The organism is Mesorhizobium sp. M7A.F.Ca.CA.004.04.2.1, from assembly GCF_004022825.1.
Lineage (GTDB): Bacteria > Pseudomonadota > Alphaproteobacteria > Rhizobiales > Rhizobiaceae > Mesorhizobium.
In genome coordinates, this window is sequence record NZ_RZPH01000567.1 from 1 (window position 1) to 3,915 (window position 3,915).

Consider the following 3,915-nt stretch of genomic DNA (forward strand, 5'->3'; position numbering starts at 1 on the left):
CGGTTGTACTTCTTGAACGTCGCGTTCCAGTCCGCGGCGAGCGCATCGAGCACTTCCTTGGCCGTGCCCTGATTGCCGGTGATGTACGGATAGACGCGTTGGTTCATCGCGATGAGCAGCTCGGCATATTCCGGCGTCGCCCAGAAGTCCTTCACCTTGAACATGGTTTCGTAGAAAGCCTTGTTGTAAGGCGTGGCGTTCTGGAATTCAGGCGACTCGAGCACCTTGGCACTTGCCGTGTAACCGCCGAGTTCCGCCCACTTCTTCTGCGTCTCGTCTTTGATGAACCATTCCAGGAACTTCATCGCCTCTTCCTTGTTGTTGGAATAGGAGATGACGGAGATGCCCTGGCCGCCGAGCGCGGCGAACTGGTCGCCGTTCGGGCCGGCAGGGTTGGCGAAGAAGCCTGTGTTCTTGGCATTCGGGTTCGAGGCTTCGTTGATGAGCGCCGGGAAGAAGGCGAAGTAGTTCATGCTCATCGCAGCCAGATTCTCGGTGATCGCCTGGTTGTCCTCGATGAAGAAGCTCTTGGCCCAACCAGGAGGTGTGAAGGAATAGAGTTCCTTGTAGACCTCGAGCGCCTTGACGTTCTGATCGGAGTTGATGATCCCGTCGACCTTGTAAGTGGCATAGTCGCCAAGTTCGCCGCCGTAGGAGAAGATGGCGTTCTCGACGCCCATCACCAGGGCATCATATGAATTGTCGGTGTAGATGGCGACGCCGTAGCGCTTCTGGTCGGGACGGTGGAAGAATTCGGCAATGTCGCGCAGCGCCTTGAAATCCTTCGGCACGCCGAGATCGTAGCCATACTTGGCCTTGAAGGCTTCCATTTCCTTGGGGTCCTCGAACCAGTCCTTACGGTAGGACCAGCCGACTGCGTCACCCTCGGCCGGGATCGACCAGTACTTGCCAGAGGCCGACGGATATTCGGCGTAGTACTTGACAGTCGCCGGCGCCATCACCTCCTTCAAATTATGCTTGTTGAAGAAGTCGGTAAGGTCGACATAGTGGCCCGCCTCGGATGCGGCACCGATCCACTGCGAGTCGCCGACCACCATGTCGTAGGCGCTGCCCTTAGCGTTGAACTCGGTGAATGCCTTGGTCTGGAAGTCGGACCAAGGTGTGGTTTCGACCGTGACCTTCACGCCGGTCTCGGCCTCGTAGAGATTGACGAGTTCCTGCAAATAGTTCGCCGGATCCCATTCCGCCCAGAATATGGTGAGTTCTTTGTCCTGCGCGTAAACGGACGTTCCGCAGGCAAGCGTTAAGCCGATACCAGCAAGTGCGCTGGTCACTAACTTGCGCATAATGATTTCCTCCCTTGTGCGCGTTCTACCTTATCGTGCGAGCCGGCAACGGGGCCGGCCCTGGTAGTTCCTCCCGTGATCGCACCTTCCCGGTTTCGAGCCTCCTCGCCCCTGCCGGAAAATGGATCGCAGCCCTCACTTTCGATCCGCTTTTCTGATCCAATCTGGTATTACCAATTTTGCATGCGCGTCAAGCCCTTTCTTGACAGCTTGACGTGGCCATTGCCATCGGATTCCGGCTTTATCTGCCTGTTTTACCAAGATTTTCCTACTCAGTGATATGATTGGGTATTGTCCGACACCCCACTCAACGGCTAAGATCAGTAGCGTGCATGCCAATCTGGTCGAACCAGATAGGCTCTATTTCATGACTGCCTTCGGATCGGGGCTGCCTCCTTCATCGACCGATTCCGCGACTGCCGCACGCACCAGCGCCCCGGCTGCCCACTGTGCGACCGCCCTCGTCCGGCGGCTGTCCAGTCCCCAGATATCCTTGAGCACAATCAGCACCTCGACGCCGAAGATCAGCGACAGCGCCTGCGCCAGCCGCTTGAAGTCGCGCGGCGGCAAACGGCTCTTGAGCGGCGCGATCGCATCTTTCAGCAAGTCGATGCGATGGCCGCGCGTAAAGGCGGGCTCAGCGCCCAGCGTGCCGGCCTGACGCCGCGCCCATTGATCGAGCGACAGCTTCAGTGCTGCCTTGAACGTGGCCTCGAAGGCCTCGATGCGCGGCATGGCCGTATCGAACAGCTCCGCGACCCGGCGCTCGGCATCGGCGGAGGTCGATTGCCAGGTGAGGATTGGCCCCAGCCCCTCGTCGACGACGGCCTGCACCAGTGCCGACTGGCTCGGGAAGTAACGATAGGCGGTGGCACGGGAAACCTCGGCCGCCTCGGCGACCTCGCTGACCGAGGGCGTGACGCCCGCCTGCATCAGCCTCGTTGCCGTCTCCAGCATCAGCCGTTTGGTCCGCGCGCGCGGCCCACGTTCGGGCACCGGGCCGGTTGCCCGTTCAGCGTCGTCGCTCGCAGTGGATTGTTGACGTGAGACATTCATACCAATACGATACGCGCGTCTCAAAAATTTGCAATGGTGTCCGCATCGTCGAGTGGCCCGGGCAATGAGCAATGGGGGCGGCATCGCGCCTGCCAGGATCGGGGGAGCGCAATGAAGCGTATCTATGTGGCGGGTACCGCGGACACGAAGGGCGAGGAGCTCGCCTTCCTGGCCGATGCGATCACTGCTGCGGGCGCCCTCGTTTGTCGTGTCGATGTCGGAACGCGCGACGCAACCATCCCCGTCGCTATCGGCGCGAGGGAAATCGCCGACCATCATCCCGGCGGCCGTGACGCCGTGCTCGGCGGCAATGACCGTGGCGCCGCGGTCGCCGCGATGGGCATCGCCTTCGCCCGCTTCGTCCAGTCGCGCGCCGACATTTCCGGCATCATCGGCATTGGCGGCGGCGGCGGCACCTCGATCATCACGTCGGGCATGCGCGCCCTGCCGCTCGGCCTGCCCAAGATCATGGTCTCGACGCTCGCCTCCGGCGATACCGCACCCTATGTCGATGTCTCCGACATCATCATGATGCCTGCGGTGACCGACATGGCCGGACTGAACCGGATCTCCCGTGTCGTGCTGCACAATGCCGCCCAGGCGATCGTAGGCATGGCAACCAAGCCGGCGCCGCCACCCGACGGCAAACCATCGATCGGCCTCACCATGTTCGGCGTCACAACGCCTTGCGTGACCGCCATCGCCGACCAGCTCCGTTCCAGATATGACTGCATGGTCTTCCACGCCACCGGCACCGGCGGCCGCAGCATGGAAAAGCTGGCCGACAGCGGCTTGCTGTCCGGTATCGTCGACATCACCACGACCGAAGTCTGCGATCTGCTGTTCGGCGGCGTGCTGCCGGCGACGGAGGATCGTTTCGGCGCCATAGTTCGCACGGGGCTGCCCTATGTCGGCTCCGTCGGCGCGCTCGACATGGTGAACTTCTGGGCGCCTTCGACCATTCCGGAGCCCTATCGCGATCGGCTGTTCTACGAACACAATCCCAATGTCACGCTGATGCGCACCACGGCGGACGAATGCCGCGCGATCGGCGAGTGGATCGGCACCAGACTCGCCCGCTGCGGAGGGCCGGTGCATTTTCTCATCCCGGAAAAAGGCGTCTCGGCGCTCGACATCGAAGGCGGCGCCTTCTTCAACCCGGAAGCCGACGCCGTTCTGTTCGATGCCATCGAGCGCACCATCGAACCCAACAGCAAGCGCCGCGTGACGCGCCTGCCGCTGCATATCAACGACCCGGAATTCGAAAAGGCTGCAACATCAGCCTCCCTCGACACCGCCAGACAGTGAGAGATCCAGAAAGATGCCCGCCATACCGCGCAAGGATATACTGAAGAAATTCAGGGGAATGATCGCCAAGAGCGTGCCGATCGTCGGCGGCGGCGCCGGCACCGGCCTGTCGGCGAAAGCCGAGGAGGCTGGCGGCATCGACCTCATCATCATCTACAATTCCGGCCGCTACCGCATGGCCGGGCGCGGCTCGGCCGCCGGCCTGCTCGCCTATGGCAATGCCAACGAGATCGTCAAGGAAATG

The 3,915-nt window shown here is 61.6% G+C and carries 4 protein-coding genes; 2 read left to right on the top strand and 2 right to left on the bottom strand.

What is annotated here, in order from left to right; genetic code table 11:
• Both EN893_RS22700 and EN893_RS22705 read right to left on the bottom strand, forming a co-directional pair.
• Nucleotides 1-1,307 (bottom strand): extracellular solute-binding protein (locus tag EN893_RS22700; protein ID WP_128361787.1); only part of this gene is annotated, 1,307 nt, incomplete at its 3' end.
• A gap of 360 nt (nt 1,308-1,667) precedes the next feature.
• Entirely contained in the window at nt 1,668-2,363 is a 696-nt protein-coding gene (locus EN893_RS22705) for a TetR/AcrR family transcriptional regulator (protein WP_127268332.1), read from the bottom strand.
• 111 nt (nt 2,364-2,474) lie between these two features.
• Between EN893_RS22705 and EN893_RS22710 the strand changes: the two genes are divergently transcribed.
• Nucleotides 2,475-3,671: a Tm-1-like ATP-binding domain-containing protein gene (locus EN893_RS22710; protein WP_128361788.1), complete on the top strand. Its 1,197-nt coding sequence runs from the start codon at nt 2,475-2,477 to the stop codon at nt 3,669-3,671.
• Between the two features lie 13 nt (nt 3,672-3,684).
• Nucleotides 3,685-3,915: phosphoenolpyruvate hydrolase family protein (locus tag EN893_RS22715; RefSeq protein ID WP_164901028.1), on the top strand; the 231-nt coding region annotated here is incomplete at its 3' end.

Excerpts from the sequence above, each read along its gene's own strand:
- EN893_RS22710 (WP_128361788.1), top strand. The coding sequence starts at position 2,475 with ATGAAGCGTATCTATGTGGCGGGTACCGCGGACACGAAGGGCGAGGAG.
- EN893_RS22705 (WP_127268332.1), bottom strand. The coding sequence starts at position 2,363 with ATGAATGTCTCACGTCAACAATCCACTGCGAGCGACGACGCTGAACGG.